Raw genomic sequence first — 26,679 nt, 5'->3', positions numbered from 1 at the left:
CCACAGGACGACCTGTGGACGGCGGGGCCGTACGCGTGGCGACGCCGGCGCATGGCCTCGCGGCCTTGGCCACCGCGCCGCCACCCGGGATCAGACGGCCTCGACCGTCTTCGGCGTGGCGTCCGCGGCGGGCTCGTCCTTCTTCGGCAGACCTGTGCCGCGCAGCGCCACCTCCTTGACGAAGAAGGCGAGGACGAAGCCGAGGACGGACACGGCCGCGCCGACCAGGAAGGCCGAGTGGGTGCCCGCGGCGACCGCGTGCTGGTAGGCCTCGCGGAGCGCCTCCGGGAGCCTGGCGAGGCTCGCGGCGTCGAGCTGCGCCGACCGGGCGGTCGCGGCGCCGCCGCCGCGGGCGGCCATCTCGTCCTGGACCTGGTGGTTGAACAGCGCGCCCATGATCGCGACGCCGAAGGACGAGCCGAGGGTCCGGAACAGGGTGGTCGAGGACGAGGCCACGCCCATGTCCTTCATCTCGACGCTGTTCTGCGCGACGAGCATGGTGATCTGCATCAGGAAGCCCATGCCGGCGCCGAGCAGGGCCATGTAGACGCCCGAGACGAACCGCGTGGTGTCGGTGTCCATCGTGGAGAGCAGGTACAGGCCGACGACCATGAAGGCGCCGCCGACGATCGGGAAGATCTTGTACTTGCCGCTGTTGGTGGTCACCCGGCCGGCGATCATCGAGACGACCATCATCGACAGCAGCATCGGCAGGAGCAGCAGGCCGGAGTTGGTCGCGGACGCGCCCTGCACCGACTGCTGGAAGAGCGGCAGGAAGAGCACCGCTCCGAACATCACGAAGCCGGTGAGGAAGCCGATCACGGACATCACGGTGAAGTTGCGGCTGCGGAAGATGTGCAGCGGCATGATCGGGTCGCTCGCGCGGGTCTCGACGAAGAGGAAGGCCGCGAGGGCGGCGACTCCGCCGACGGCGAGGCCGACGATGGTGGCCGAGTCCCAGGCGTATTCCGTGCCGCCCCAGGTGGTGACCAGGACGATCGCGGTGATGCCCACGGTCAGCAGGGCCGCGCCGAGGACATCGATCCGGGTGCCGGCGGCGCGCCCCTTCTTCGGGAGGTGGAGCACGGTGGCGAGCATCGCGAGCGCGACGGCGCCGAGCGGCAGGTTGATGTAGAACGACCAGCGCCAGCCCCAGTGGTCGGTGATGGTGCCGCCGACCAGCGGTCCGCCGATCATGGCGAGCGCCATGATGCCGGCCATCATGCCCTGGTACTTGCCACGGTCCCGCGGCGGGATCAGGTCGCCGATGATCGCCATGACGCCGACCATCAGGCCGCCGGCGCCCAGGCCCTGGACGGCGCGGAAGCCGATGAGCTGGCCCATGTCCTGGGCCATGCCGCTGAGCGCGGAGCCGATCAGGAAGATCACGATCGACGTGAGGAAGACGCTCTTGCGGCCGAACATGTCGCCGAGCTTGCCCCAGATGGGGGTGGAGGCGGCCGTGGCCAGGGTGTAGGCGGTGACGACCCAGGAGAGGTGTTCCAGGCCGCCGAGCTCGCCGACGATCGTCGGCATCGCGGTGCCGATGATCATGTTGTCCAGCATCGCGAGCAGCATCGCGATCATGAGGGCGAGGAGGACGACGCGGACGCTGCGCGGCTGGTCGACCGTCTCCTCTGCTGCGGTGGTGTGTTTTTCGGTCGTCGCCACGTCGTCCCCGTCACTTCCTTACTTGCCGCCCGGCTAGTTACTACACTGGGGAAAGTAGACCGGTAACTAGCCGGGCGTCAAGTAAGTATCGGTGGAAGCGAGAGACCATGGCCCAGGCCCGAGGCAACACCCGTCAGCGCATCCAGGACGTGGCCCTCGAACTCTTCGCCGAGCAGGGGTACGAGAAGACCTCGCTGCGCGAGATCGCGGAACGCCTCGACGTCACCAAGGCCGCGCTCTACTACCACTTCAAGACCAAGGAGGACATCCTCGTCAGCATCTTCGAGGACCTCACCCGGCCCATGGACGAACTGATCGAGTGGGCGGGCGAGCAGCCGCGCACCCTGGAGACCCGGCAGGAGGTCCTCCGCCGCTACCAGAAGGCGCTGCTCGCCGCGGCCCCGCTGTTCCGCTTCATGCAGGAGAACCAGGCGGCGGTGAGCAAGCTGAGCGTCGGGCTGACCTTCAAGGAGCGCATGATCGAGCTGACCCGGCTGCTCCACGACCCGGAGTTCACGATGGCGGACAAGGTCCGCGCCATCAGCGCGGTCTTCACGATGCACGCCGGGACGTTCTTCATGCAGCACGTCGAGGGCGACCCCGAGGAGAAGCAGGAAGCCGTCCTCGAGGTCGCCCTCGATCTGATCACGCAGGCGCATCACGCCTGACGGTTCGCGTTCCGGAGGCCGCGCGGGAGTGCCGCGCGCCGGATGCCGTGCGTCAGATGCTGACGCCGTGGGACCGCAGGAAGGCGGCCGGGTTCACGGCGGAGCCGTAGTTCGGGGTCGTGCGGATCTCGAAGTGGAGGTGCGGGCCGGAGGAGTTGCCGGTGTTGCCCGAGAGGGCGATCTGCTGGCCGGCGGCGACCTTCTGGCCGATGTTGACCTTGATCTTCGACAGGTGGGCGTACTGCGAGTACGTGCCGTTGGCGTGCTTGACGACGATCGCGTTGCCGTACGCGGGGCCGTCGCCGCCGCCGTTCGGGCCGGCCTTCACGACGGTGCCGGCGCCGGCGGCCTTGACCGGGGTGCCGACCGGGACGGCGAAGTCCTGGCCGGAGTGCTTGTGGGCCCACATGGCGCCGCCCTGGTTGAAGCTGGCGGTCAGGGTGTAGGAGCTGACCGGCTTGACCCAGGAGGGGGCCTTCTTGGCGGCGGCGACCTTGACGGCCTGCGCCTTCGCGGCGGCGGCCTTCAGCTGAGCGGCCTTGACCTGGGCGGCCTTCGCCTGCGCGGCCTCGACCTGCGCGGCGACCTTGGCCTGGACGGCGGCCTGCTTGGCCAGGGCGGCGGACGCGGCGACCGCGGTCTGCGGGTTGGCGACGGCGGCCTTGCCCTCGGCGGCGAACGCGGAGCCGGCACCGGCCACCAGCGACGCTCCCAGACCCGCGGCGGCGAGGGCGACGGCGGTGGTACGGATGCTGGGCTTCATGACGCGCTTCGACATACGGGGGAGAACCTCCGGACAGAACGGGACCCGGCGCGAGAGCGGTGAGCGCCGGGCTTGCTCATCCTTGGTAACCCGGACCCCCATCCCGGCCAAAACACCCCATCTACGACATCGCGTCGTAGCGATCTCCGGTGAAGTTCAGCTCTTGACGACACTCAGGAACCCGGGCGAATTCGGACATTGCGACCCGCGTAGACCCGTTTAACCGCATGTCGCGAGGTCCCGAACTGCCCGAAACGCAGGCACACGCCCGCTTCGGGGCACTCCAGGACCAAGGTCCCGGTGGTTCACCACTGAACGTCCCGATTCCTCCCCAAAACCGACCACTATTCCGGCTAGTACCCCTCGAAACCCCTGTGCGCCTTGTCACCACGGGCGGCCCGCGAAGGCCTCGCGAATGGGACCTGGGTCACGCCGCCGAACGCGCCGGAACCCTCTTCACGGCTCTCCGGAACGGCTAGCTTCCGAGGCATGACCGATACCACGCCCAAGATCGAACTGGCCGAGGCCATCGCCTCCGTACGCGACCAGTTGCTCATCGCGGCCGGCCGCGCCACCGGCCAGGCCGTCGCCTTCGAGGTCGGCGACATCGAGATGGAGTTCTCCGTCGAACTGCGGAAGGAGGCGAAGGCCGGCGGCAAGATCAAGGCCTGGGTCGTCGAGGCCGGCGCCGACGCGAGCCTCTCGCGCGGCGACACCCACCGGGTCTCCTTCACGCTGAAGCCCCGCAACGCCGCGACGGGCGGGGCGTGGCTGGTGGGCAACGAGGAGGAGGCGGACCTGTCGGGCTTCGGCGCCGCCGCCGACCGGTCCGACCGGGCCGGCCGGCGCGACAGGACCGACGGGACCGACGGGACCGACGGGACCGACGGGACCGACGGGACCGACAGGACCGACAGGACCGACCGCCGGTGAGCACCAGCCAGTTCGTGTTCGCCGTGCTGGGCAAGCACCAGGGCACCGGCGTGCTCCTCCCCGGGAACCTCGTCCTGACCGCCGCCCACGTCATCGGCGGCGCCCACAGCGCCACCGTGGCCGGCCCGTACCGCGAGCCCCAGCGGTTACGCGTGGTCTGGTCCGACGAGCGGCTCGACGCCGCGCTGCTGCTCAGCGAGCGGCGCCTCGGCCCGACCCCGCAGCTGAGCACCGTCGCCACCGACCACCCGATACCCGGCTGCGTGATCCTCGGCTACCCCCACATCCAGCGGGACGAGGAGCAGAGGCCCGACCTCGACCAGTTCACCGGCACCGTGCTGCCCATGGCCGGGCTGCTGCGCCGCACCCTCACCGTCGAGCTCGACCGCCCTCCCGTCACCGAGACCGCGGACGGCCCGTCCCCGCTCGCCGGCCTCTCCGGGGCTCCCGTGTACGCCGACGACGGGCTCCTCGGCATCGTGCGGGCCGTCCCGCGCGGACGCGGGCACCGCCGCCTGGAATGCCTGCCCCTGTCCGCCCTCCTCGCCGACGACGAGGCGTACCGCTGGCTCCCCGACGACTTCGCCCCGCCGCGCCCCGTCACCGCCACCCACCCCCGCGACCAGCCCTACGAGGAGGAGTACGCCGAGGCCGTCGGCGCCGCCTACCGCCGCACCCGGATCTTCGGCCTGGACGAGCTCGGCAAGCAGGCCTCCGCGTGGGACCTCGACACGGCCTACCTCTCCCTGGAGGCCGCCTCCCGTGACCGGGAAGCCGTGCCCGTGCCCCGCAGGATCGACGACCTGCTCGCCGACCGCCCCCGCGTCCTGCTGCGGGGCGACGCGGGCGCCGGGAAGACCACGCTCGTGTGGTGGCTGGCCTCCCACGCCGCCGCCGGAACGCTCGGCCCCGAGCTCGCCGCGCTCAACGGCCTCGTGCCCTTCGTCGTACCGCTGCGTTCCCTGCGCACCCAGGGCGGCGGCTTCCCCTCCCCCGCCGAGCTGCCCGCGGTCGCCGGTCTGGTGATCGACGCGGCGCCCGACGGCTGGGCGGGCCGGGTCCTCGGCGCCGGGCGCGGGCTGCTGCTCGTCGACGGCCTGGACGAGGTCACCCAGGACGACCGCGAGGACGCCCACACCTGGCTCAGCGGGCTCCTCGCCCGCTACCCGGACACCCGCTGCGTGGCGACCGTGCGCCCGCACGCCGTCGCCCCCGACTGGCTGGGCGCCGAGAGGTTCGAGGAGCTGAACCTGCTGCCGCTGCGCGGCGAGGACATCCAGGCCTTCGTCACCGCCTGGCACGACGCCGCCCGGCTGGACGCCGACGAGCGGGACCGGGCGGCGCTCGACGACCTGGAACGCGACCTGGCCCAGCAGTTCCGGCACAACCCGAACCTCGCCGAGCTGGCCCGTACCCCGCTCCTGTGCGCCGTGATCTGCGCCCTGCACCGGCTACGGGAGGGCTTCCTGCCCGAGACGCGCTGGGAGCTGTACGACTCCGCCCTCACCATGCTGCTGGGCACCCGCGACGAGCGGCGCCGGGTGGACGCGCCCGACGGCATCCGGATGTCCGTCGAGGAGCACCAGCAACTCCTGCAGCGCCTCGCCGCCCGCCTGGTCCGGGGCGGCCAGACGGAGTTCACCCGGGCGCAGGCCCTTCAGCGCCTGGAGCGCGACCTGTCCGGCATGCCCCGGGTCCGGGCGCAGGGCACGCCCGAGGAGATCCTCACCCATCTGATCAACCGCAGCGGCCTGCTCCAGGAGCGCGCGGACGACGTCTTCCAGTTCGCCCACCGCACCTTCCAGGACTTCCTGGCCGCGAAGGAGTTCGTCGAGGACGACTCCCTGCCGGAGCTGTTGCGCCACGCGTACGACCAGCAGTGGCACGACGTACTCCTCCTCGCCGCCGGCCACTGCACCCGGCGCGACCTCCCGGTCCTGGTGGAGGGCCTGCTGAAGGCAGGCTCCGAGACGCGCAGGCGGGACCTGAAGACGACGCTGTACGTCCTGGCGGCACTGGCCGCGCAGCACGCGGCGTGGCTGGACGAGGGCCTGCACCGGCGGGTCCGGAAGGCGGTGCGGTCGGTGATCCCGCCGCACAACCGCGAGCAGGTCATGCAGCTGGCGCGGCTCGGGGGCTTCGTGCTGCCGCTGCTTCCGGATCCCCGGGAGGTCCCGGGCGAGGCGGCCGGGATGTGCGTCGACCTGATCGGCGAGATCGGCGGATCCGACGCGCTCCCCGCGGCCGAGGCGTACGCCCGCGTCGACCACGGGCGGATCGCCCGGTTCTGGAACCGCTTCCCCACGGAGGCGTTCGCCCGGAACGTCCTCAGCCGGATGCCCTCGAACGCCGTCATCGGCGCGTCGTCGCCGGAGCAGTTGCGGCACGTCCGCCGGGTCGCCAGCATCCACAGCCTCATCGTGAGCGGCTCCCACGCCCCCGAGGCGCTCGTCTCCGCCCTCGCGGGCCGGAAGCCGGCGGCGCTCAGCCTGCTCGACAACCCGCTGCTGGCGGACCTGGACCTGCTGCGGTCGGTGGACTGCTCGCGTCTGGAGACGGTCATCGTGACCGACTGCCCCGCCCTGAGAAGTGTGTCGGCCCTGGCCGGGCTGCCGGCCCTCGGGCTTCTCCAGCTGCTCGGCGTCCCCGCGGACGCCACGCTCGACCTCCGTCCCCTGATCGAGACGCAGACGCGGATCAGCGTCTCCGGCATCGCCCGGACGGGCATCCTCGGCGCCGGTGTCCTGGGGGACCGGCTCACGGTGATCTAGGCGCGCCCTCGGGCACGAAACGGGCACGAGAAAGGGGCGGCCCCGGAACCATCAGGTTCCGGGGCCGCCCCTACAGCCTCAGCCGGGCGTCAGTCCTTCGACAGGTTCGGGCCCGCGCCGCCGGCCGCCTCCACCGGAGGGACGTCCGGGAGAGCCGACTTCTCCTCGCCACGGAAGGTGAACTTCTTCTCCTCACCCTCGCCCTCGGTGTCCACGACCACGATGTGACCGGGGCGCAGCTCGCCGAAGAGGATCTTCTCGGAGAGCGAGTCCTCGATCTCGCGCTGGATCGTCCGGCGCAGCGGCCGGGCGCCCAGAACGGGGTCGTAGCCCTTCTTGGCGAGGAGCTCCTTCGCGGACTGGGAGAGCTCGATGCCCATGTCCCGGTCCTTCAGGCGCTCGTCGACGCGGCCGATCATCAGGTCGACGATCTGGAGGATGTCGTCCTGGGTCAGCTGCGGGAAGACGATGATGTCGTCCACACGGTTGAGGAACTCCGGGCGGAAGTGCTGCTTCAGCTCGTCGCTGACCTTCGCCTTCATCCGCTCGTAGTTGGACTTCGTGTCGCCCTGGGCCGCGAAGCCGAGGTTGAAGCCCTTCGAGATGTCCCTGGTCCCGAGGTTGGTCGTCATGATGATGACCGTGTTCTTGAAGTCCACGACCCGGCCCTGGGAGTCGGTCAGGCGACCGTCCTCCAGGATCTGGAGAAGGGAATTGAAGATATCGGGGTGGGCCTTCTCGACCTCGTCGAAGAGGACCACGGAGAACGGCTTGCGGCGCACCTTCTCGGTGAGCTGGCCGCCCTCTTCGTAGCCCACGTATCCGGGCGGGGAACCGAAGAGACGCGAGACGGTGTGCTTCTCGCTGAACTCCGACATGTCGAGCGAGATCATCGCGTCCTCGTCGCCGAAGAGGAATTCGGCGAGCGCCTTGGACAGCTCGGTCTTACCGACACCGGACGGGCCGGCGAAGATGAACGAACCGCCGGGACGCTTCGGGTCCTTCAGACCGGCCCGCGTACGCCGGATGGCGCGCGAGAGGCCGATGACGGCGTCCTTCTGGCCGATGACGCGCTTGTGGAGCTCGTCCTCCATGCGGAGCAGTCGCGAGGACTCCTCCTCGGTCAGCTTGAAGACCGGGATGCCGGTGGCGGTCGCGAGGACCTCGGCGATCAGCTCGCCGTCGACCTCGGCGACGACGTCCATGTCGCCGGCCTTCCACTCCTTCTCCCGCTTGGTCTTCGCGGCGAGGAGCTGCTTCTCCTTGTCGCGCAGCGAGGCGGCCTTCTCGAAGTCCTGCGAGTCGATCGCGGACTCCTTGTCCCGGCGGACGGAGGCGATCTTCTCGTCGAACTCGCGGAGGTCCGGCGGCGCGGTCATCCGGCGGATGCGCATCCGGGAACCGGCCTCGTCGATCAGGTCGATCGCCTTGTCCGGCAGGAAGCGGTCGGAGATGTAGCGGTCGGCCAGGGTGGCGGCCTGGACCAGGGCCTCGTCCGTGATGGAGACCCGGTGGTGGGCCTCGTAACGGTCGCGCAGACCCTTGAGGATCTCGATCGTGTGCGGCAGCGACGGCTCGGCGACCTGGATGGGCTGGAAGCGGCGCTCGAGGGCCGCGTCCTTCTCCAGGTACTTGCGGTACTCGTCGAGCGTGGTGGCACCGATGGTCTGGAGCTCACCGCGGGCCAGCATCGGCTTGAGGATGCTGGCGGCGTCGATCGCGCCCTCGGCGGCGCCCGCACCCACCAGGGTGTGGAGCTCGTCGATGAACAGGATGATGTCGCCGCGGGTGCGGATCTCCTTGAGGACCTTCTTCAGGCGCTCCTCGAAGTCACCGCGGTAGCGGGAGCCGGCGACCAGCGCGCCGAGGTCCAGCGTGTAGAGGTGCTTGTCCTTGAGGGTCTCGGGCACCTCGCCCTTGACGATGGCCTGGGCCAGGCCCTCGACGACCGCCGTCTTGCCGACGCCGGGCTCGCCGATGAGGACCGGGTTGTTCTTCGTACGGCGGGACAGCACCTGCATGACCCGCTCGATCTCCTTCTCGCGCCCGATGACCGGGTCGAGCTTGGACTCGCGGGCCGCCTGGGTGAGGTTGCGGCCGAACTGGTCGAGGACCAGGGACGTCGAGGGCGTGCCCTCGGCAGGACCGCCGGCGGTGGCGGCTTCCTTGCCCTGGTAGCCGGAGAGCAGCTGGATGACCTGCTGCCGGACCCGGTTGAGATCGGCGCCCAGCTTCACGAGGACCTGGGCGGCGACGCCCTCGCCCTCGCGGATCAGGCCGAGCAGGATGTGCTCGGTGCCGATGTAGTTGTGGCCGAGCTGGAGGGCCTCCCGGAGCGACAGCTCCAGGACCTTCTTGGCACGAGGGGTGAAGGGGATGTGCCCGGACGGGGCCTGCTGGCCCTGGCCGATGATCTCCTCCACCTGCTGGCGGACCGCCTCGAGCGAAATCCCGAGGCTCTCCAGGGCCTTAGCGGCGACACCCTCACCCTCGTGGATAAGGCCCAGGAGGATGTGCTCGGTGCCGATGTAGTTGTGGTTGAGCATCCGGGCTTCTTCCTGAGCCAGGACGACAACCCGCCGCGCGCGGTCGGTGAACCTCTCGAACATCGTTAATCGCTCCTCAGAGCGGTCAGTCAGTTAGGGGTCGATCCCCTCCCTGTCCTTCCGCAGCTTAGTCCCGCAAGCGGGGACCGCTCATTCCAACTGCCGACATCCGTCCGGATCACCCCCTTACTTCTTGGGGAGACCTGCTGCCGAACAGCCGACAAATGCTCCAACTCGATGGTGCGAGACGATGTTCCCGCAGGCCAAGCAGTTACCCGCGCCTCCAGTACGCCGATGGCGAACGTGAGACGCTTCAGCCCGCGAGACGTCCCTCCTCACATGGAATGTCTTACCCGTAAGGACTGACACTCCATGCGGCGCACCCCGGTTCCCTCCGCTACGGGCGAACAACCTTGCGCGGTCGAATGCACCCGTACGCCCCCATCATGGACACTCCGCGCACCGGATCAAGGACCCTGCGTGACCGTGCGTGTGCCGCCGCGGCCTCCCGGGCGTAACCCGCGGGCCCTCGGCGGCGTTCCCCCGGTATGGCCCTCACCGTCCCGCCTCCCCGTGCGCCGCTCGACGGCGGTCAGGCGCTGGCGCGGTGGTACGAGCACGAGCTCGGCTGGGCGACCTCGGCCGGGCCCCCGGTGCAGCTGGTCACGGGGCTGCGCTTCGACGTCCTGGAGCTGCCGGCGACGGCCGGCCGCGGCGTGCTGCGCCGGATGGGCGCCGCCGTGGGTCCGGTGGCCCTCATGGGGCGGCGGATGCGGCTGCTCGTCGCAGCGGGGAGCGCGGAGGAGCTTCCCGGGCTGCTCGACTGGCTGGAGTGGGGCGGGATCTCACTGGATCTGGCGATGCTCGGCACCGACGGCCGGATGACCGCCCCCGTACCCCCCGGCTGGAGGCCGACCGGACGAAGCGCCTCCGGCGCGCCGGGTGCCTCGGTGTGGCTGAGGGCCCCGGAGCCGGGACGCGAGGTCGAGTCCTCGCTGCCGGCCCTGCGGCCCCCGCGGGGCGGTGCGGACGCCCCCTGTCTGGCCCGGCTGGTGGCCGCGGCCGCCGCCGAGTGTCACCGGGCGCGGCTGCTGAGTGCTGCCCGGGTCCACCGGCCGGAGGCCGGCGGTGAGGGCGATCGCTCAGCAGCAGCCGCTCAGCGGCAGCTGACGGCTCAGCGGTTCGCGTCCTCGTAGGCCGCCTTGATGTCGGCGGGCACGCGGCCGCGGTCGTTCACGTTGTAACCGTTCTCCTTGGCCCACGCGCGGATCTTCGCGGTGTCCGGGCTGCCGGCGGAGGCGGCGACGCGGCCCTTGCCACGGGTGCCGGCGCTGCGGCCACCGGTGCGACGGCCACCCTTGGTGTACGGCTCGAGCAGGCTGCGGAGCTTGTCCGCGTTGGCGGTGGTGAGGTCGATCTCGTAGGACTTGCCGTCCAGCGCGAACGTCACGGTCTCGTCCGCCTCGCCGCCGTCGAGGTCGTCGACAAGAAGGACCTGAACCTTCTGTGCCACCGGATTTCCTTTCATCGAAAATGCAGTACGCGGAAAGGAAACCGCTTTTCCCGGAAAAACACAAACCCCCGGCAGAGGTTCAGAAGCCCGACAACGCGGGAAACGTGCGCGATTCGGACATAGGCACTCCGATCCGCGCCTCCCTCACAGGTGCAGAAGCATGCGGCTGTTGCCCAAGGTGTTCGGCTTCACTCGTTCGAGACCGAGGAACTCCGCGACACCCTCGTCATAGGAACGCAGGAGCTCGCTGTAGACATCTCCGTCGACCGGAGTCTCGCCGATCTCGACGAAGCCGTGCTTCGCGAAGAAGTCCACTTCGAAGGTGAGGCAGAAAACCCGGCGGATCCCGAGCCAGCGAGCGGTGTGCAACAACTTGTCGAGCACCTGATGCCCCACTCCGGCGCCCTTGAAGTCGGGATCGACGGCGAGAGTGCGTACTTCGGCGAGGTCTTCCCACATCACGTGCAGGGCGCCGCAGCCGACGACCGTGGCGTCCTCGTCACGTTCCGCTACCCAGAACTCCTGGATGTCCTCGTAAAGGGTCACGGTCGCCTTGTCGAGGAGGATGCCGCGGCGCACGAAGGGATCGACGAGCCGGCGGACCGCGGCGACATCGGAGGTGCGGGCCCGGCGCACGGTGACGGCATTGGCGGAAGGAGAAGTCGCTGATGACGCAGATGACGCGGATGACATGGAGGGACGTTATCGCCCGGGGCCCGCCGAGCCCTCGCCGCCCTCGGCCGATTCTCCGGAATCGGCGGGTCCGGCGGATCCTGCGGATCCGGCCGATTCCGGGGCCGCGGGAGGCGCGGGGGCCGGAGCCGGCTCGGGGTTGTCGCGCTGGACGACGCGGACGGCGTCGTTGAGCGCTTCGCGCTGTTCGGGCGACATCATGCCGAAGAAGGCGACGAGGGCGGCGGCGGGGTTGTCGCTCTGCGCCCAGGCCTCGTTCATCAGTGCGGCCGAGTAGGCGGCGCGGGTGGAGACCGCCGTATATCGATAGGCGCGGCCTTCGACTTCCCGGCGCACCCAGCCCTTCTGATGGAGATTGTCCAATACGGTCATGACGGTGGTGTAGGCGATGGACCGTTCCTGCTGGAGATCCTCCAGGACTTCCCGGACGGTCACCGGGCGGTTCCATTGCCAGACGCGCGTCATGACGGCGTCTTCCAGCTCTCCCAATTGACGGGGCACGGCGCCACCTTAGTGCGAGATCTCCGCATACACATCAAATTGCGACTAAAACACCGCAGGGGACGACAAAAAGGACGTACGGCCTGGTGTGGTCGTACGTCCTCGGTGTGCCGGTGCCGCCGCTGGGGACCGCTTACGGGGCGGAGGTGCCGCTCTGCTGGCGGGCGGACTCGGCGCGGGCGAGGGCGGCGTCCACGGCGGCGTCCTCCTTGGCCTTGTTCGGCCCGCCCTGGGTCTTGACGATCGTGACGACGAGAGCGATGAAGAACGCGGCCATCACGACGGGGGGAAGGAGCGCGGATACGTAGTCCATGGCGTCCAGAGTAGCTATCCGGCCGCCCGTTCCTCGGGCGGGGGCTGCGGCACGGGGCGCCGGCGCGGCGGGAAGACCTCGGAGGGCTTGGGCACCGGTCGCTCGCCGGGCACGGGCGGCTTGGGGCCGGGCTTCGCCGGCCCTCCGGGCGCGGGCGGCTTGGGGCCGTCCTCGGCGGCCCGGCCACCGGGCAGGGCGAGCAGCCGGGTACGCGCCTGCCGGAGCTGCCGGGCCGGCGCGAGCCGGCCGACGGGCGCGGGCTGCGGGGCCCCGGCCTGGGCGACCCGGGCGAGGCGGGCCCGGACGGATCGTTCCGCCAGGACCTGGCAGCGGGCGAGCAGGGCGGCGGCCGCGGGGTTGCCGCGCAGCGCCCGCAGCGCGGCGAGGTCGTCGGCCCCCGGGTCGTAACCGGCGGACAGGGCGTCCCGGAGGAGCTCCAGATAGCCGGTGAGGGAGCCGGGCAGGGCCTGGCGGTAGCGGACCAGGTCGGCGAGGAGGAAGGCACGCAGCCTGCCGGCCTCGCGCACGGCCTCGTCCACGGAGTCGGCCAGGCGCAGGCAGTCCTGGACGTCGTCGTCCTGAAGGGGGGCAGGGTTGAGCGCGGTGGCGAGGGCGCGTCGGAGCACACGCAGCTCGTCCGCGCTGAACGCCATGCCGCCGCGGGATCCGTAGGGCGTGGGCATGGACCGACGGTACGCGCTAATCGGACAATTCCGTCACTTATCGATCTTCGTGGCGGCTCACTCCATCCGGACGGCCCAACCGACGCGCCGGCCACGTGCCGGGCACGGGCCGGGCACCCGGTCGGCCGAGGTCGATCCCCGGCCCGGCACCGGGCCGGGGGCCGGGCCCTCGTGGGGGCTACATCCGGGCCACGTTGCGTTCGTAGACCAGGCGGAGGCCGATCAGGGTCAGCCAGGGCTCGTGGGCGTCGATCTCCTTGGAGTCGGCGAGGACCATCGGCGCCAGGCCGCCGGTCGCTATCACCGTCACGTCCGACGGGTCGCCGCCCACGCCGACCAGCTCGCGCTTCATCCGGGCGACCACGCCGTCCACCTGGCCCGCGTAGCCGAAGACGATGCCGGACTGCATCGCCTCGACCGTGTTCTTGCCGATCACGCTGCGCGGGCGGGCCAGCTCGATCTTGCGGAGCATCGCGCCCTTCACGCCCAGCGCCTCGACCGAGATCTCGATGCCCGGCGCGATCGCGCCGCCCGCGTACTCGCCGCGCGCCGTGATCGCGTCGTACGTCGTCGCCGTGCCGAAGTCGACCACGATCGCCGGGCCGCCGTACAGCTCGACCGCCGCCACCGCGTTGATGATGCGGTCGGCGCCGACCTCCTTCGGGTTGTCCGTGAGGACCGGGACGCCCGTCTTGACGCCCGGCTCCACCAGGACCGCGGGGACGTCGCCGTAATAGCGGCGGGTCACCTCGCGCAGCTCGTGCAGCACCGAGGGGACCGTCGCACAGATCGCGATCCCCCCGATGCCGTCGCTCAGCTCGACACCGAGCAGCGGATGCATGCCCATCAGGCCCTGGAGGAGGACCGCCCACTCGTCGGCGGTGCGCCGCGGGTCGGTGGAGATGCGCCAGTGCTCCACGATCTCGTCGCCGTCGAAGAGACCGAGGACCGTCTGGGTGTTGCCGACGTCGATCGTGAGCAGCATCAGACGGCCGCCTCGCGCAGGTCGAGTCCGATGTCGAGGATCGGCGAGGAGTGGGTGAGGCCGCCCACCGCCAGGTAGTCCACGCCGGTCGCCGCGTACGCCGCCGCGTTCTCCAGCGTGAGCCGGCCGGAGGACTCCAGGACCGCGCGGCCGGCGACCAGGGCGACCGCCTCCTCCGTCTCGATCGGCGTGAAGTTGTCCAGCAGGATCAGGTCGGCGCCCGCGTCCAGGACCTCGCGGACCTGGTGCATCGTGTCGACCTCGACCTCGATCGGCACGTCGGGGAACAGCTCCCGCACGGCCTTGAAGGCCTGGGCCACGCCACCGGCGGCGACCACGTGGTTGTCCTTCACCAGCGCCGCGTCCGACAGCGACATCCGGTGGTTGACGCCGCCGCCGCAGCGCACCGCGTACTTCTCCAGGGCGCGCAGGCCCGGAGTCGTCTTGCGGGTGTCGCGGACCTTCGCCTTCGTGCCCTCCAGGGCGTCCGCCCAGGCGCGGGTGGCGGTCGCGATGCCGGACAGGCGGCAGAGGATGTTCAGGGCGCTGCGCTCGCCGGTCAGCAGGTCACGGGTGCGGGCGGTGACGCTGAGCAGCAGGTCGCCCGCCTCGACCCGGGCGCCGTCCTCGACGTGCCGCTCGACCTCGAACTCGTCGGTGCAGACGATCGACAGGACCGCCTCGGCGACCCGCAGACCGGCCACCACACCGGCCTCGCGGGCGGTGAAGTCGGCGGTCGCGACGGCGTCCTCGGGAACGGTCGCGACGGTCGTCACGTCCACGCCGCCGTCGAGGTCCTCGGCGATGGCGAGGTGCGCGATGTCCTCGACCTGCACCGGGTCGAGCCCGGCGTCGGCGAGGAGCTGGGCGAGCGCCGGGTCGAGCCCGCACTCGAACTCGTCGGCCTCGCCGCAGCCGCAGCCGTCGCCGCAGCCGCCGGCGGACTCGGCCGGGGCGGCGTTGATGTGGATCAGGGGGACGTCCACGGGCTGCGGACGTGCTTCCTCGGGCGTGCTCACGACAGCGGCTCCAGGGGTGCGTCGGGGGTTACGGGCGGAAAGTCTGCGCCGCCGGTGCGGCGGACCACCGGTCGGCGGTCGGGCGTCATGCGGACGACCAGGTGACGGCGCCAGTCGCGGTCGTCGCGGTCCGGGAAGTCCTCGCGCCAGTGGCAGCCGCGGGTCTCCTCGCGCGCCTGCGCGGCGGCCACGAGGACCCGGGCGACGCACAGCAGGTTGGTCGTCTCCCAGGCGTCCACGCCCGGCTCGGCCGCCTTGCGCTCCTCCTCGGCGTCCAGCCGCAGCCCCTCCAGGGCGTCGGCCGCGGCCGCGAGGCTCCCGGCGGAGCGCAGCACGCCCGCGCCGCCGGTCATGATCCGCTGGATCTCGCGGCGGGCCTCGGGCTCGATCAGCGTGAGGACGGTCGGCGCGCCCGGGGCGGCCGGCGGGCCGGAGCGGTGCGGGCCGTGCGCGGTGATGTCCGCGGCGATCCGCTCGGCGAAGACCAGGCCCTCGAGGAGCGAGTTCGAGGCGAGCCGGTTCGCGCCGTGCACGCCGGTGCAGGCCACCTCGCCGCACGCGTACAGGCCGGGCACCGTGGTGCGGCCGTGCAGGTCGGTGCGGACGCCTCCGGAGGCGTAGTGGGCGGCCGGCGCCACCGGAATCGGCTCGGTGACCGGGTCGATGCCGTGGGCCCGGCAGGCCGCCAGGATCGTCGGGAAGCGCTGCTCCCACATCTCGGCGCCGAAGTGCCGGGCGTCGAGGTACATGTGCTCCGTGCCCTGCTCCTGCATCCGGCGCGTGATCGCCTTGGCGACGATGTCACGGGGCGCGAGCTCGGCCAGCTCGTGCTGCCCGGCCATGAAGCGGACCCCGTCGGCGTCGACGAGGTGGGCGCCCTCGCCCCGTACCGCCTCGGAGACCAGCGGCTGCTGGCCCTCGGAGCCGGCGCCGAGGAACAGCACCGTCGGGTGGAACTGGACGAACTCCAGGTCGGACACCTCGGCGCCGGCGCGCAGCGCGAGGGCGACGCCGTCGCCGGTGGAGACGGCCGGGTTGGTGGTGGCGGAGAAGACCTGGCCCATGCCGCCGGTGGCGAGCACCACGGCGGGCGCGTGGACGGCGCCGACGCCGTCGTGCTGGCCCTCGCCCATCACGTGCAGGGTGACGCCGGCGGTGCGGCCCTCGGCGTCCTTGAGGAGGTCGAGGACGAGGGCGTGCTCGATGAAGCGGACGCCCCGGTCCCGTATCGCCTCGACGAGGGCGCGGGAGATCTCGGCGCCGGTCGCGTCGCCGCCGGCGTGCGCGATCCGGCGGCGGTGGTGGCCGCCCTCGCGGGTCAGGGCGATCTCGCCGTCGGCGGCGCGGTCGAAGTCGGCGCCCGTGGCGATGAGCCGGCGGACGGCGTCGGGTCCCTCGGTGACGAGGGCCCGGACGGCCTGCTCGTCGCAGAGCCCGGCGCCCGCGACGAGCGTGTCGTCGAGGTGCTGCTCGGGCGTGTCGCCCTCGCCGAGCGCGGCGGCGATGCCGCCCTGCGCCCAGCGGGTGGAGCCGTCGTCGAGCCGGGCCTTGGTGACGACGACCGTGCGCAGCCCGGCGGAGGTGCAGCGCAGGGCCGCGGTCAGGCCCGCGACTCCCGAGCCGACCACGACGACGTCGGCGTCGACGGTCCAGCCGGGGGCGGGCGCGTGCAGCCGTATTCCGGTCACTTCGTGGCTCCGAAGGTCAGGGGGATGTTGTCGATGAGCCGCGTGGTCCCCACCCGCGCGGCGACGGCGAGGATCGCCTCGCCGTCGTGGTCGTCGGCCACCTCGGTGAAGTCGGCCGGGTCGACCAGGGCCAGATAGTCCAGGGCGAGCGGCGGGTCGGCCTTCCCCGCGTCGTCCAGTACGGCACGGGCGGCGGCCCGTACGGCCTCGGCGCCCCCGCCCTCGGCGGCCTGGGCGACCGCGTGGGCGTCGGCGGCGGCGCGGGCCTCCCCGAGCCGGGAAAGGGCCTCGGCGCGGTTCTCCGCCCGGCCCTGGGCGCCGGGCAGCGCGTCGGCGCGGGCGCGCAGCGCCGCCTGGGCGGCGAGCCGGTCGCGGGCGGCGAACAGCGCGCGGGACAGCGCGAGGGCCGTGTGGCGCTCCTGGCTCGACAGGTAGCGGTTGCGGCTGGACAGGGCGAGGCCGTCGTCCTCGCGGACGGTGGGCACGCCGACGATCTCGACCGGGAAGTTCAGGTCGCGGACCATGCGGCGGATCAGGGCCAGCTGCTGGGCGTCCTTCTGGCCGAAGAAGGCCAGGTCGGGCGAGGTGAGGTGGAGGAGCTTGGCGACGACGGTGAGCATGCCGTCGAAGTGGCCGGGCCGGGAGGCGCCTTCGAGGCGCTCGCCCATGGGGCCCGCGCTGATCCGCACCTGCGGCTCGCCGCCGGGGTAGACCTCGTCGACGGAGGGCGCGAAGACGGCGTCGGCGCCGGCCGCGCTCGCCAGCTCCCTGTCGGCGTCGAGGGTGCGCGGGTAGCGGTCGAGGTCCTCGCCCGCGCCGAACTGGAGCGGGTTGACGAAGACGGTGACGACGACGAAGCCGTCGCTGCCGACGCGCTCGCGGGCGGCGCGGATCAGGGTGGCGTGGCCTTCGTGGAGGGCGCCCATGGTCATGACGACGGCGTTGCGGCCGGGCGCGGCGCCGAAGCGGGCGCGGGCGGCGGCGAGGTCCTCGACCGTGGGCACCAACAGGGCCGGCTGGTGGCGGCTGTTCGCGGTGTTCTCGCGGGCCGGCTGGGTCATCGGTCGTCTCCTTGCGGCCCGTCGGCGGGGCCGGTGGTGCCGGTGCCGCCGTGGGTGCCGGTGGCGTGCGCCGTCTCGGCGAGGACGCCCAGCAGGTCCTCGGCCAGCTCGGGCTTGAGCAGGCCGTGCGCGAGCGCCCGGTCGGCGGTGGCGCGGGCCATCGCGAGATAGCCGGCGACGGTGCCGGGCGCGTGCTTGTGCAGCTCCGCCACATGGGCGGCGACGGTGCCCGCGTCGCCGCGGGCGACCGGTCCGGTCAGGGCGGCGTCGCCGGACCGCAGCGCGTTGTCCAGGGCGGCGCCGAGCAGCGGGCCGAGCATCCGGTCGGGCGCGGTCACGCCGGCCGAGCGCAGCAGTTCCATGGCCTGGGCGACCAGGGTGACCAGGTGGTTCGCGCCGAGGGCGAGGGCCGCGTGGTAGAGCGGGCGGTTCTCCTCGGCGATCCACTCGGGCTCGCCGCCCATCTCGATGACCAGGGCCTCGGCGGCGAGCCGCAGCTCCTCGGGGGCGGTGACGCCGAACGAGCAGCCGGCGAGCCGCTGGACGTCCACGGAGGTGCCGGTGAAGGTCATGGCCGGGTGCAGCGCGAGCGGCAGTGCGCCGGCGCGGCGGGCCGGGTCGAGGACCCGCACGCCGTACCGCCCGGAGGTGTGCACGAGCAGCTGTCCCGGCCGTACGGCGCCGGTGTCGGCCAGGCCCTCGACGAGGCCGGGCAGGGCGTCGTCGGGCACGGTGAGCAGGACCAGGTCGGCAAGGGCGAGCACCCGGGCGGGCTCCACGACCGGCACGTCCGGCAGCAGCGCGGCGGCGCGGCGGCGGGAGGCGTCGGACACCGCGGAGACGGCGACGGGGCGGTGTCCGGCGAGCTGGAGGGCGGCGGCGAGGGCGGGACCCACACGGCCGGCGCCGACGACTCCGACGGTGAGCCTGGCGGGGCGGTCCTCGGCCCGGTCCACCTGGGGGTGCCGGGGTTCTGGTGGTGCGTTCACGGTTTCGGGTCGGCCTTCCGTTCCAGTCCTCGCTGGGTACCGGACGATTTCTGGTCATGCTACGCCAGCGTTTCGCGCTCGCCCGTGGCTGTCCACAGGGTGTGGGCGGCGGTGTGATGATCTGCTCATGGAGGATCAGAGCGAGGACCGGTACGAGGGTCGGTACGCCGACCAGGAAGTCGAGCCGGCCCGGGTGCGCCGGGCCAGGCTGTGGGGCGGCGCACCGCGCAAGTTGTGGGAGGCGTCGATGGACGGCAGCGCGGCCGCGCGGCTGCGCGAGCTGGCCGACTGGGCGTCGAGCTCCCCGTACGGCGACGGGCCCGTCGACGTGTACGGCGACACCGTGGTGGAGGAGCTGGAACGGCGGGTCGCGCGGGAGCTGGGCTTCCCGGCCGCGGCGTTCTTCCCGACGGGGACCATGGCCCAGCAGGTCGCCATGCGCTGCTGGGCCGGCCGGACGGGCAGCCCGCTGGTCGCGCTGCACCCGCTGGCCCACCCGGAGCTCCACGAGAACGGCGCGTTCGGCGCCGTCAGCGGTCTGCGCACGGTCCACCCGACCGACGAGCCGCGGCTGCCGACGGCGGACGAGGTGCGCGAGCTCCCGGAGCTCTTCGGGGCCCTGATGCTGGAGCTGCCCCTGCGGGATGCCGGCTTCGTCCTGCCCACCTGGGACGAGCTGGTCGACGTCGTGGACGCCGCCCGGGAGCGGGACGCGGTGGTCCACTTCGACGGGGCACGGCTGTGGGACTGCCCGACGCATTTCGGCCGCCCGCTGCCGGAGATCGCGGGGCTCGCGGACAGCGTGTACGTGTCCTTCTACAAGTCACTCGGCGGCATGTCGGGCGCGGCACTGGCCGGCCCCGAGAACCTGATCGAGGAGGCGCGGCTCTGGCGCCACCGGTACGGCGGCCAGGTCTTCCAGCAGTACCCGGCGGCCCTGTCGGCCCTGCGCGGACTGGAGACCGAGCTGCCCCGGCTGCCCTCGTACGTGGCGCACGCGCGCGTGGTGGCCGAGGCGCTGCGGGAGGTCCTGGCGGAGGAGGGCGTCGGCTGGTTCCGGATCCACCCGGAGGTCCCGCACACCCACCAGTTCCAGGTCTGGCTCCCGTACGACCCCGAGGTCCTCACCACGGCCTCCCTCGACCAGGCGGAAAAGACCGGCACCACCCTCTTCCGCCGCTGGTTCCCCGCCCCGCTGGGCGGCCCGCCGGGCGTGGCGGCGACGGAGGTGACGGTCAACGCCCCGGGCCTGGAGTGGACGCCGGAGGACGTGAAGCGGGCGGCCCGGGACTTCCTGGCGCGGGCGCGCTGACGGTCGGCCGGCGGGCAGGGCCCCGTCCCCGCCCAGGACGCCGGCTCGCCCGGGCGGTGGCTCGCCCAAGCAGCGGCGGGGACGGGGGGCAGGACACCCGCCCGCCCAGGGCGGCGGGGACTGGGTCCGCGTCGGCCCGGCGCAGGCCGCAGCGGCGGCTCCGTCGGGGCGACGCAGGCGGCCCCCACGCAGGAGGCGGACGTCCTAGCAGGCGCCCGGGTGGCGCCACCTGCGCACGGCCAGGCGGAGACGGGCGGTCGCCGGGCGGCCGGCGAGCACCGACTCGAAGCGGTGGTGGTCGCGGGCCGCGCGGAGGGCGGCGAGGTCGTGGGTGCCGGGCGCGGGCGGGGCGGGCTCGCCGTGCCGGCCGGCGCGGTAGCTGTCCAGGAGGTGCTGCTGGAGCGCGTTCATGGACCCACCGTGCGCCCGGTGCCCGCCGGCCCGCCCGCCGATTGACGGGCCTCGTCAAACGGTGTGAGCCTCCCCCGCCCCACCCCGCACCATAGGGGCGTGAGCGTGACCATCGACATCACCGGACTGCCGCCCGAGCGGATCACCTTCTGCCCCTCGCCGCTGGCCGAGCTCGGCAACGCCCTGCACGCCCTCGCCGAGCCCGCCCACCACGCCCGGCTGCACGCCTGGACGACCGCGACGGCCGCCGCGCTCAAGCCCGAGCTCGCCGACCGGCTCCACGAGGCCGACTTCATGTGGAGGTCCACCCGCTCCGACTTCCTGCTGCCGGCGCAGCCCCGCGAGACGCTGGCCGAGGAGCTGGACGACCTCGACCGCATGGAGGACGAGAAGTTCGTCGGCGCGGCCCTGGAGATCTCCTGCAGCAGCCGCTACTCCGAGGGCATCCCCTCCCCGCTCGTCGACGAGCGGTCCCGGCGCCGGGCCCTCGACCTGGCCGCCGCGCGCGGCCCGCGCCAGTCGGCGTTCGTGGAGCGGATGCTGGCCGAACCCACCGCCACGCGCGCGTGGATCCGGCGGCTCCTGGAGGACTGCGACCAGGCGTTCTTCGCCGACACCTGGCGCCGGGTGCGCGTCCAGCTCACCGCCGACGCCCGCCACAAGACCGAGCTGCTGCGTCGCAAGGGGCTCGCCGAGGCGCTGACCGCCGCATCGCCCGCCCTCGCCCTGGAGGAGGACACGCGCGGCTCCCGGATCGTCGTCGACAAGCTGGTGCACGCCCGGACGGAGGCTCACGGCGGCGCGGTGACGCTGCTGCCCACGGCCTTCGGCTGGCCGCACCTGATGGCGCTGTGCGCACCCGGCTGGCAGCCGGTGATCCAGTACCCGGCCGACGCCCGCGAGATCGGCGGCGCCGAGCCGGTCGAGACGGTCAAGCTGCGCCTGGAGGCCATCGCCCACCCGATGCGCATGCGGCTGTGCCGCAGCCTGGCACGCGGCCCGTACTCGACGAGCGAGCTGGCCGACGCGCACGGGATCACGGCGCCGGAGGTCTCCCGCCATCTGTCCGTCCTGAAGAAGGCGGGGATGCTCAGCACCCAGCGGCGGGGCCGCTACGTGCTGCACCAGCTGGACTTCTCCGTGGTGGCACGGGTGGGGAGCGACTTCCTGGAGTCCGTGCTGCGGTAGGTCGGCGGACCGGGGCCGGGCCGCGTCGGGGCCCTGGGCCGTCGGTTCGGGATCCTGGCCGGGCCCGCGTTCGGCCGAGACACCCGCTAGTCGAAGCGGATGTGGGAGAGGCCCACCCTGATGCGGCGCAGCCGGTGCCGCAGCCGGCCGTCCGTGTTCGGCGCGAGCCGCAGCCCCGCCAGCTCGGCCACCCGGTCGGCGACCTGGGGGACGGTGAGCTCGTCCGTACGGACGTGGTGAGCGAACCGGGGGTCCGCGAGCCGTTCCAGGCAGCCGTCCAGCTTCCGTACGGCGAAGCTCTCGCGCTTGAGGCCGCGGCCGAGGCCGCGCTCCCTGAGCCGCCGCAGGACGGTGTCGCGTTCGGCGAGCAGCGCGACGTGCCGTACGCGCTCCTCGCCGTGCGCCTCCCGCAGCCGCCCGACCGTCTCCGCGAAGTAGGCCGGTTCGACGACCGTCATCGGGACGAGGACCGGGCCGTCGTGCCGCCGCAGCGCCAGGTCGAGGACCTCGTACACGCCCTGCCGCCACGCCGCCAGGTCCTGGAAGTCGCCCCGCAGACCCGGCGGCAGGGCGCGGTGCAGGCCGAAACCCACGTGCTCGGGGTCGCACACGACACTGCCCGGCAGACGCCGCCGCAGCTCGTGCGCCGTCTGCGTCTTGCCGCCGCCGAACGGGCCGTTGATCCAGATCAGCACGGCCGTACCTCAGCGCCCGCCCGCTCCGCCGCCCGCCCGGACCAGGCCCGTCTCGTACGCGAGGACGACGACCTGGACGCGGTCGCGCAGGCCCAGCTTGGTGAGGATGCGGCCCACGTGGGTCTTCACGGTCGCCTCGGACAGCACGAGCCGGGCCGCGATCTCGCCGTTCGACAGGCCCTGCGCCACGAGCATCATGACCTCGCGCTCCCGCTCGGTGAGCCTGTCGAGCTCCTTGTGGCCGGGCTCCTTGCCGGACGACGGCAGCATCGGCGAGAACCGGTCCAGGAGGCGGCGGGTCGTGGACGGGGCGACCACGGCGTCACCGCTGTGGACGGAGCGGATCGCGCCCAGCAGTTCGGCCGGCGGCACGTCCTTGAGCATGAAGCCGCTCGCACCCGCCTTCAGCCCGGAGAAGGCGTACTCGTCGAGGTCGAAGGTGGTGAGGATCAGCACCTTCGGCGCGCCCGGCTCCGAGCAGATCCGCCGGGTCGTCTCGACGCCGTCCAGCTTGGGCATGCGCACGTCCATCAGGACGACGTCGACCTGGGTGCCCCGAAGGGCCTCCAGGGCCTCGACGCCGTCGCCCGCCTCGGCGACGACCTCCATGTCCGGCTGGGCGGCGAGCACCATGCGGAAACCGGTGCGCAGCAGCACCTGGTCGTCGACGAGCATCACGCGGATGGACATGAAGATCCTTAAGGGTCGTCAGTGAGCGGGCTTGAGGGGGAGCAGGGCGCTGATGCGGAAGCCTCCGCCGGGGCGCGGGCCCGCGTCCAGGGTTCCGCCGACCATGCCGACGCGCTCGCGCATGCCGATCAGGCCGTGGCCGCGGCCGTCGGCGCCGCCGTCCTCGTACATCTCCTGCGGCGCACCGCGCCCGTCGTCCTCGACGAGCAGTCCGAGGCCGTCGTCGAAGTACACGAGCCGGACGCTGGCGCCGGCGTCGGGACCGCCGTGCTTGCGGGTGTTGGTGAGGGCTTCCTGGACGATCCGGTACGCCGTGAGCTCGACGCCGCTGGGCAGCGGGCGCGGCGTGCCCTCGATCTTGAAGTCGACGGCGAGCCCGGCGCCGCGGACCTGCTCGACCAGGTCCTCGATCTGCCGCACGTCCGGCTGCGGCACGTACTCACCGGCCTCCTGGTGCTCGCCGGTGCGCAGGATGCCGAGCAGCCGGCGCATCTCGGCGAGCGCCTGGCGGCCCGTCGAGGAGATGGTCTCCAGGGCCTGCTTCGCGGTCTCGGGCGAGGAGTCCATGACGTACGCGGCGCCGTCGGCCTGCACCACCATCACGGAGACGTTGTGGGCGACGACGTCGTGCAGCTCGCGGGCGATCCGGGCGCGCTCGGCGGCGACGGCGACCTTGGCCTGCGCCTCGCGCTCCTTCTCCAGGCGGGAGGCGCGCTCCTCCAGCTGCGCGAAGTAGGCGCGGCGGGTGCGCAGGGAGTCGCCGAGGACCCAGGCGAGCGCGAAGGGCACGGTCATGATGACCGTGAAGAAGACCTTGGCCGCGGAGGACTCGGTGCCGTTCTCCAGCGGCCAGCGCAGCTGGGAGAGGGTGGCGGCGCTCAGACCGCCGACCAGCGCGAGCCGGGAGGCCCAGCGGGGGCCGTCGTGTGCGGCGACGGTGTAGATGATCACGAGCATGGCGAAGTCGGCCATGAACGAAACGAGCCCGAAGGCGAGCTGGGCCAGGCCCAGCAGGACCGCGAGGACCAGCATCTTCTCGGGCATGCGCCGGCGCAGCGCGACGACCAGGGAGAACAGCACGGCGACGGCGGTGTACGCGGCGGGCGTGCCGTCGGCCCCCGAGGGGGTCGAAACCACCCACAGCAGGGAGAAACCGAACAGGACGACCGCCCAGAAGGAGTCGACGCCCGTCGGGTGTCTGCGGATGAAGTCGTAGAGGCGCTGCACGTGACCCAGCGTAGGGAAAGGGGATAGGTGCAGGGGTCAACCGTGGGGTCGATCCTTCCCGTGAGGCCCGTACTCCCCAAGGTGGAGACTGGGGCACGTGACGGATGAGACGTGTCAGTGGGACGGGTGGCTGGGGTGGCGGGCGGCCATGGAACGGGCCCTGTACGGCCCCGGGGGCTTCTTCCTGCGCCCCGAGGGCCCGGCCGGCCACTTCCGGACCTCGGTGCACGCCTCCCCGCTGTTCGCCGGCGCCGTGGGCCGGCTCCTGGTGCGGGTCGCGGAGGAGCTGGGCACGGACGAGCCCGCGTTCGTGGACGTGGGCGCGGGGCGGGGCGAACTGCTCACCGGCGTGCTCGCGGCGGTCCCGGCGGGCCTCCGGGTCCGCCCGTACGGGGTGGAGCGCGCGGCCCGGCCGGCGGGCCTGGACCCGAGGATCACCTGGACCGGGCGGATCCCGGAGGGCGAGCGGGGCCTGCTCTTCGCGAACGAGTGGCTGGACAACGTGCCGGTGGACGTGGCGCAGGTCGACGAGGCGGGAACCGTCCGCCTCGTGGAGGTACGCGTCGACGGCACCGAACGCCTCGGCGGCGAGGTGACCGGGCCGGACGCGGAGTGGCTGGAGCGCTGGTGGCCACTGCGGGAGCCGGGCGACCGCGCGGAGATCGGGCGGCCGCGCGACGAGGCCTGGGCGGCGGCGGTGGCCTCCCTGGCGGCGGGCACGGCGGTGGCCGTGGACTACTCCCACCTGCGCTCCGGCCGCCCGCCCTTCGGCACCCTGACCGCCTTCCGGGCGGGCCGCGAGGTCCCCCCGGTCCCGGACGGAAGCCGCGACCTGACGGCGCACGTGGCCCTGGACGCGTGCGCGGCGGCGGGCGAGGCGGCCCTGGACGCGCCGGTCGGGGGCGCGGGCGGCACGGCGGAGGCGGGCGCGGGCGGCCCGGCGGAGGCGGACGTATCGGCGGGCGCCGGGGCGCGGGGCGAGGGGGCCGTCCTGCTCAGTCAGCGTGAGGCGCTGCGCGGCCTCGGTGTGACCGGCTCGCGGCCGCCGCTCGGCCTGGCCTCGACCGATCCCGCCGGCTACGTCCGTGCCCTCGCGGCCGCCGGCGAGGCGGCGGAACTGACCGCCCAGGGCGGTCTCGGCGACTTCCTGTGGCTGCTGCAGCGCGTCCGGGACGACAGGGGATACTGACGCCATGACGGAGACGACGGTCGGAATCGGCGGGGCGGCGGAGAGCACCGACATGGTGCTGAACATCGGGCCGCAGCATCCCTCCACGCACGGCGTGCTCCGGCTGCGGCTGGTGCTCGACGGCGAGGTGGTGCGCGAGGCGGAGCCGGTGATCGGGTACATGCACCGCGGGGCCGAGAAGCTGTTCGAGGCGCGGGACTACCGGCAGATCATCATGCTGGCCAACCGGCACGACTGGCTCTCCGCGTTCTCCAACGAGCTCGGCGTCGTCATGGCGGTCGAGCGGATGCTCGGCATGGAGGTGCCGGAGCGGGCCGTGTGGACGCGGACGCTGCTCGCCGAGCTGAACCGGGTGCTCAACCACCTGATGTTCCTCGGGTCGTACCCCCTGGAGCTGGGCGGGATCACCCCGGTCTTCCACGCCTTCCGCGAGCGCGAGGAGCTCCAGGCCGTCATGGAGGAGGTCTCCGGCGGCCGGATGCACTACATGTTCAACCGGGTCGGGGGCCTCAAGGAGGACCTGCCGGCCGGCTGGCTCGGGCGGGCCCGGCAGGCGGTCGCGGACGTGCGGTCGCGGATGGACGTGTACGACCGGCTGGTCCTCGGCAACGAGATCTTCCGGGGACGGACGCGCGGCGTCGGGGTGCTGCGCGCGGAGACCGTGCACGCGTACGGGGTGTCCGGGCCCATCGCCCGCGCCTCCGGCGTCGACTTCGACCTGCGCCGGGACGAGCCGTACCTCGCGTACGGGGAGCTCCAGGACACGCTGCGGGTGGTGACCCGGACCGAGGGCGACTGCCTGGCCCGTTTCGAGTGCCTGCTCGACCAGACCCACAACTCGCTGGAGCTCGCCGACGCCTGCCTGGACCGGCTGGAGCAGCTGCCGCAGGGACCGATCAACCAGCGGCTGCCGAAGGTCCTCAAGGCGCCCGAGGGGCACACCTACGCCTGGACCGAGAACCCGCTCGGCATCAACGGCTACTACCTGGTCTCCAAGGGCGAGAAGACGCCGTACCGGCTCAAGCTGCGCTCGGCCTCGTACAACAACATCCAGGCGCTGACCGAGCTGCTGCCGGGGACGCTGGTGGCCGACATGGTGGCGATCCTGGGTTCGCTGTTCTTCGTCGTCGGCGACATCGACAAGTAGTGGCGGGGAGCACGGCAGAAGGC

Annotated in this window: 25 protein-coding genes; 8 read left to right on the top strand and 17 right to left on the bottom strand. The window is 72.6% G+C overall.

The window, feature by feature from the left end:
• Positions 1 to 90: 90 nt before the first annotated feature.
• The gene (locus ACFWJO_RS33415; RefSeq protein ID WP_386871304.1) at positions 91 to 1,671 is read right to left on the bottom strand and encodes an MDR family MFS transporter; all 1,581 of its coding nucleotides are present in this window, start codon (positions 1,669 to 1,671) and stop codon (positions 91 to 93) included.
• A 107-nt stretch (positions 1,672 to 1,778) separates the two neighbouring features.
• On the opposite strand from ACFWJO_RS33415, the gene ACFWJO_RS33410 reads away from it, so the two are divergent.
• Positions 1,779 to 2,339 (top strand): TetR/AcrR family transcriptional regulator, encoded by a 561-nt coding sequence (locus ACFWJO_RS33410; RefSeq protein WP_386871302.1) that lies wholly within the window; start codon positions 1,779 to 1,781, stop codon positions 2,337 to 2,339.
• 52 nt (positions 2,340 to 2,391) lie between these two features.
• Here the strand turns inward: ACFWJO_RS33410 and ACFWJO_RS33405 are convergent, their stop codons facing one another.
• Complete coding sequence (locus ACFWJO_RS33405; RefSeq protein ID WP_384422174.1) at positions 2,392 to 3,117, bottom strand: M23 family metallopeptidase; 726 nt, start codon at positions 3,115 to 3,117, stop codon at positions 2,392 to 2,394.
• Between the two features lie 474 nt (positions 3,118 to 3,591).
• Here ACFWJO_RS33405 and ACFWJO_RS33400 point away from each other — a divergent pair, with 474 nt between their 5' ends.
• Together ACFWJO_RS33400 and ACFWJO_RS33395 are read left to right on the top strand one after the other, a co-directional pair.
• On the top strand, positions 3,592 to 4,035 hold the full coding sequence (locus tag ACFWJO_RS33400; RefSeq protein ID WP_386871300.1) for a trypco2 family protein: 444 nt from the start codon (positions 3,592 to 3,594) through the stop codon (positions 4,033 to 4,035).
• Positions 4,032 to 6,806 carry an NACHT domain-containing protein gene (locus ACFWJO_RS33395; protein ID WP_386871298.1) on the top strand — a complete coding sequence of 925 codons (2,775 nt, stop codon included), beginning with the start codon at positions 4,032 to 4,034 and terminating at the stop codon, positions 6,804 to 6,806. Before ACFWJO_RS33400 ends, ACFWJO_RS33395 begins: the two co-directional genes overlap by 4 nt.
• Positions 6,807 to 6,895: 89 nt before the next feature.
• On the opposite strand, the gene ACFWJO_RS33390 is transcribed toward ACFWJO_RS33395, so the two are convergent.
• A complete protein-coding gene (locus tag ACFWJO_RS33390) occupies positions 6,896 to 9,415 on the bottom strand; it encodes an ATP-dependent Clp protease ATP-binding subunit (protein ID WP_385435746.1) in 2,520 nt (839 codons plus the stop codon).
• Between the two features lie 485 nt (positions 9,416 to 9,900).
• On the opposite strand from ACFWJO_RS33390, the gene ACFWJO_RS33385 reads away from it, so the two are divergent.
• Positions 9,901 to 10,548, top strand: a complete 648-nt coding sequence (locus ACFWJO_RS33385; RefSeq protein WP_386871296.1) for an SCO3374 family protein — start codon at positions 9,901 to 9,903, stop codon at positions 10,546 to 10,548.
• Here ACFWJO_RS33385 and ACFWJO_RS33380 read toward each other — a convergent pair.
• The 10 genes from ACFWJO_RS33380 to ACFWJO_RS33335 form a co-directional block, all read right to left on the bottom strand.
• Positions 10,527 to 10,865, bottom strand: a complete 339-nt coding sequence (locus tag ACFWJO_RS33380; protein WP_384422920.1) for an Lsr2 family protein — start codon at positions 10,863 to 10,865, stop codon at positions 10,527 to 10,529. The genes ACFWJO_RS33385 and ACFWJO_RS33380 overlap by 22 nt on opposite strands.
• A 144-nt stretch (positions 10,866 to 11,009) precedes the next feature.
• Positions 11,010 to 11,558: an amino-acid N-acetyltransferase gene (locus ACFWJO_RS33375; protein ID WP_386871294.1), complete on the bottom strand. Its 549-nt coding sequence runs from the start codon at positions 11,556 to 11,558 to the stop codon at positions 11,010 to 11,012.
• 9 nt (positions 11,559 to 11,567) lie between these two features.
• Positions 11,568 to 12,059, bottom strand: a complete 492-nt coding sequence (locus ACFWJO_RS33370; RefSeq protein ID WP_386871292.1) for a BlaI/MecI/CopY family transcriptional regulator — start codon at positions 12,057 to 12,059, stop codon at positions 11,568 to 11,570.
• A 133-nt stretch (positions 12,060 to 12,192) separates the two neighbouring features.
• Positions 12,193 to 12,372 (bottom strand): hypothetical protein, encoded by a 180-nt coding sequence (locus ACFWJO_RS33365; RefSeq protein WP_384422926.1) that lies wholly within the window; start codon positions 12,370 to 12,372, stop codon positions 12,193 to 12,195.
• Between the two features lie 14 nt (positions 12,373 to 12,386).
• The gene (locus tag ACFWJO_RS33360) at positions 12,387 to 13,025 is read right to left on the bottom strand and encodes a hypothetical protein (protein ID WP_386871345.1); all 639 of its coding nucleotides are present in this window, start codon (positions 13,023 to 13,025) and stop codon (positions 12,387 to 12,389) included.
• Positions 13,026 to 13,233: 208 nt separating this feature from the next.
• The gene (locus ACFWJO_RS33355; protein ID WP_386871290.1) at positions 13,234 to 14,040 is read right to left on the bottom strand and encodes a type III pantothenate kinase; all 807 of its coding nucleotides are present in this window, start codon (positions 14,038 to 14,040) and stop codon (positions 13,234 to 13,236) included.
• On the bottom strand, positions 14,040 to 15,059 hold the full coding sequence (nadC, locus tag ACFWJO_RS33350; protein WP_384422931.1) for a carboxylating nicotinate-nucleotide diphosphorylase: 1,020 nt from the start codon (positions 15,057 to 15,059) through the stop codon (positions 14,040 to 14,042). Before nadC ends, ACFWJO_RS33355 begins: the two co-directional genes overlap by 1 nt.
• Complete coding sequence (locus tag ACFWJO_RS33345) at positions 15,056 to 16,747, bottom strand: L-aspartate oxidase (protein WP_386871289.1); 1,692 nt, start codon at positions 16,745 to 16,747, stop codon at positions 15,056 to 15,058. Before ACFWJO_RS33345 ends, nadC begins: the two co-directional genes overlap by 4 nt.
• Complete coding sequence (gene panC / locus ACFWJO_RS33340) at positions 16,744 to 17,808, bottom strand: pantoate--beta-alanine ligase (RefSeq protein WP_386871287.1); 1,065 nt, start codon at positions 17,806 to 17,808, stop codon at positions 16,744 to 16,746. Before panC ends, ACFWJO_RS33345 begins: the two co-directional genes overlap by 4 nt.
• Positions 17,805 to 18,797 (bottom strand): Rossmann-like and DUF2520 domain-containing protein, encoded by a 993-nt coding sequence (locus ACFWJO_RS33335; RefSeq protein WP_386871285.1) that lies wholly within the window; start codon positions 18,795 to 18,797, stop codon positions 17,805 to 17,807. Before ACFWJO_RS33335 ends, panC begins: the two co-directional genes overlap by 4 nt.
• A gap of 127 nt (positions 18,798 to 18,924) precedes the next feature.
• Here ACFWJO_RS33335 and ACFWJO_RS33330 point away from each other — a divergent pair, with 127 nt between their 5' ends.
• Positions 18,925 to 20,109: a threonine aldolase family protein gene (locus ACFWJO_RS33330; protein ID WP_386871283.1), complete on the top strand. Its 1,185-nt coding sequence runs from the start codon at positions 18,925 to 18,927 to the stop codon at positions 20,107 to 20,109.
• A gap of 204 nt (positions 20,110 to 20,313) precedes the next feature.
• On the opposite strand, the gene ACFWJO_RS33325 is transcribed toward ACFWJO_RS33330, so the two are convergent.
• Positions 20,314 to 20,520, bottom strand: coding sequence for a hypothetical protein (locus ACFWJO_RS33325; RefSeq protein WP_386871281.1), 207 nt, complete (start codon positions 20,518 to 20,520; stop codon positions 20,314 to 20,316).
• A gap of 99 nt (positions 20,521 to 20,619) precedes the next feature.
• Here ACFWJO_RS33325 and ACFWJO_RS33320 point away from each other — a divergent pair, with 99 nt between their 5' ends.
• A complete protein-coding gene (locus tag ACFWJO_RS33320) occupies positions 20,620 to 21,708 on the top strand; it encodes a DUF5937 family protein (protein ID WP_386871279.1) in 1,089 nt (362 codons plus the stop codon).
• 86 nt (positions 21,709 to 21,794) lie between these two features.
• Here the strand turns inward: ACFWJO_RS33320 and ACFWJO_RS33315 are convergent, their stop codons facing one another.
• From ACFWJO_RS33315 to ACFWJO_RS33305, 3 genes are read right to left on the bottom strand one after another with little or no spacing between them, the layout of a single operon-like run.
• Positions 21,795 to 22,403, bottom strand: coding sequence for an AAA family ATPase (locus ACFWJO_RS33315; RefSeq protein WP_386871277.1), 609 nt, complete (start codon positions 22,401 to 22,403; stop codon positions 21,795 to 21,797).
• 9 nt (positions 22,404 to 22,412) lie between these two features.
• The gene (locus ACFWJO_RS33310; protein WP_386871275.1) at positions 22,413 to 23,093 is read right to left on the bottom strand and encodes a response regulator; all 681 of its coding nucleotides are present in this window, start codon (positions 23,091 to 23,093) and stop codon (positions 22,413 to 22,415) included.
• A gap of 18 nt (positions 23,094 to 23,111) precedes the next feature.
• Positions 23,112 to 24,320, bottom strand: a complete 1,209-nt coding sequence (locus ACFWJO_RS33305; protein WP_386871273.1) for a sensor histidine kinase — start codon at positions 24,318 to 24,320, stop codon at positions 23,112 to 23,114.
• 148 nt (positions 24,321 to 24,468) lie between these two features.
• Between ACFWJO_RS33305 and ACFWJO_RS33300 the strand changes: the two genes are divergently transcribed.
• Together ACFWJO_RS33300 and ACFWJO_RS33295 are read left to right on the top strand one after the other, a co-directional pair.
• A complete protein-coding gene (locus ACFWJO_RS33300) occupies positions 24,469 to 25,509 on the top strand; it encodes an SAM-dependent methyltransferase (RefSeq protein WP_386871343.1) in 1,041 nt (346 codons plus the stop codon).
• Positions 25,510 to 25,513: 4 nt separating this feature from the next.
• On the top strand, positions 25,514 to 26,656 hold the full coding sequence (locus tag ACFWJO_RS33295; protein WP_386871271.1) for an NADH-quinone oxidoreductase subunit D: 1,143 nt from the start codon (positions 25,514 to 25,516) through the stop codon (positions 26,654 to 26,656).
• Positions 26,657 to 26,679: the final 23 nt, after the last annotated feature.

Origin of the sequence: Streptomyces sp. NPDC127092 (genome assembly GCF_042722475.1) — a bacterium.
GTDB lineage: Bacteria > Actinomycetota > Actinomycetes > Streptomycetales > Streptomycetaceae > Streptomyces.
Note: the sequence above shows the minus strand (reverse complement) of the source record. Positions and strands in the feature narration are given on the sequence as shown.

Excerpts from the sequence above, each read along its gene's own strand:
- ACFWJO_RS33400 (WP_386871300.1), top strand. The coding sequence starts at position 3,592 with ATGACCGATACCACGCCCAAGATCGAACTGGCCGAGGCCATCGCCTCC.
- panC (WP_386871287.1), bottom strand. The coding sequence starts at position 17,808 with ATGACCCAGCCGGCCCGCGAGAACACCGCGAACAGCCGCCACCAGCCG.
- ACFWJO_RS33360 (WP_386871345.1), bottom strand. The coding sequence starts at position 13,025 with ATGGCGTTCAGCGCGGACGAGCTGCGTGTGCTCCGACGCGCCCTCGCC.
- ACFWJO_RS33365 (WP_384422926.1), bottom strand. The coding sequence starts at position 12,372 with ATGGACTACGTATCCGCGCTCCTTCCCCCCGTCGTGATGGCCGCGTTC.
- ACFWJO_RS33325 (WP_386871281.1), bottom strand. The coding sequence starts at position 20,520 with ATGAACGCGCTCCAGCAGCACCTCCTGGACAGCTACCGCGCCGGCCGG.
- ACFWJO_RS33385 (WP_386871296.1), top strand. The coding sequence starts at position 9,901 with ATGGCCCTCACCGTCCCGCCTCCCCGTGCGCCGCTCGACGGCGGTCAG.
- ACFWJO_RS33300 (WP_386871343.1), top strand. The coding sequence starts at position 24,469 with ATGGAACGGGCCCTGTACGGCCCCGGGGGCTTCTTCCTGCGCCCCGAG.
- ACFWJO_RS33410 (WP_386871302.1), top strand. The coding sequence starts at position 1,779 with ATGGCCCAGGCCCGAGGCAACACCCGTCAGCGCATCCAGGACGTGGCC.
- ACFWJO_RS33405 (WP_384422174.1), bottom strand. The coding sequence starts at position 3,117 with ATGTCGAAGCGCGTCATGAAGCCCAGCATCCGTACCACCGCCGTCGCC.
- ACFWJO_RS33330 (WP_386871283.1), top strand. The coding sequence starts at position 18,925 with ATGGAGGATCAGAGCGAGGACCGGTACGAGGGTCGGTACGCCGACCAG.
- ACFWJO_RS33295 (WP_386871271.1), top strand. The coding sequence starts at position 25,514 with ATGACGGAGACGACGGTCGGAATCGGCGGGGCGGCGGAGAGCACCGAC.
- ACFWJO_RS33310 (WP_386871275.1), bottom strand. The coding sequence starts at position 23,093 with ATGTCCATCCGCGTGATGCTCGTCGACGACCAGGTGCTGCTGCGCACC.
- ACFWJO_RS33355 (WP_386871290.1), bottom strand. The coding sequence starts at position 14,040 with ATGCTGCTCACGATCGACGTCGGCAACACCCAGACGGTCCTCGGTCTC.
- ACFWJO_RS33390 (WP_385435746.1), bottom strand. The coding sequence starts at position 9,415 with ATGTTCGAGAGGTTCACCGACCGCGCGCGGCGGGTTGTCGTCCTGGCT.
- ACFWJO_RS33375 (WP_386871294.1), bottom strand. The coding sequence starts at position 11,558 with ATGTCATCCGCGTCATCTGCGTCATCAGCGACTTCTCCTTCCGCCAAT.